At 69.0% G+C, this 426-nt stretch carries 1 protein-coding gene; it reads right to left on the bottom strand.

All coding sequences use genetic code 11. The features are described 5' to 3' along the window. The coding region (locus ACLD7X_RS19180) for an ABC transporter substrate-binding protein (RefSeq protein WP_411425267.1) at nucleotides 1-236 on the bottom strand (236 nt) is incomplete at its 3' end. Between the last annotated feature and the right edge of the window lie 190 nt (nucleotides 237-426).

Below are 426 nucleotides of genomic sequence, written 5' to 3'. Positions count from 1 at the left end.
TCGTCCCTGATCACCAGCTGCAGGGGCCGCCCGAGGTAGCCGCCGACCGCGTTGATCTCTTCCACGGCGAGCTCGATGCCGTGCAGCATCGGCACACCGAAATCCGAGGACGGGCCGCTGAAGGGGCCGATGACCCCGATCTTGATCGGCTGGGCTTGCTGGGCCGCCGCCACCGACGTGACGAGGGCCAGGGCGGTGCAGGCTAGCCAGGTGTTCAGGCGGCGCAGGCCTCTCATGACATTTCCCCGGAATGACAACGACGGCCGGCAGTGTAGTCAGGCACGCCGCCCGGCAGGCTCACGGATTACCCTGAGTCGGCCTCCGGCTGTCAGGATACTGTCAGGACGCCGGTGAGGTGGTGCCCGCGCGCTCCCGTCCCGCCTCAGCCCGAAAGGGCCGATCGGACGATGGCCGAGACGGCGGCCA

Source organism: Aphanothece microscopica RSMan92, assembly GCF_046613545.2.
Lineage (GTDB): Bacteria > Cyanobacteriota > Cyanobacteriia > PCC-6307 > Cyanobiaceae > NIES-981.
The sequence above is the reverse complement of the archived record's forward strand: the minus strand, read 5'-3'. Positions and strand labels throughout refer to the sequence as shown.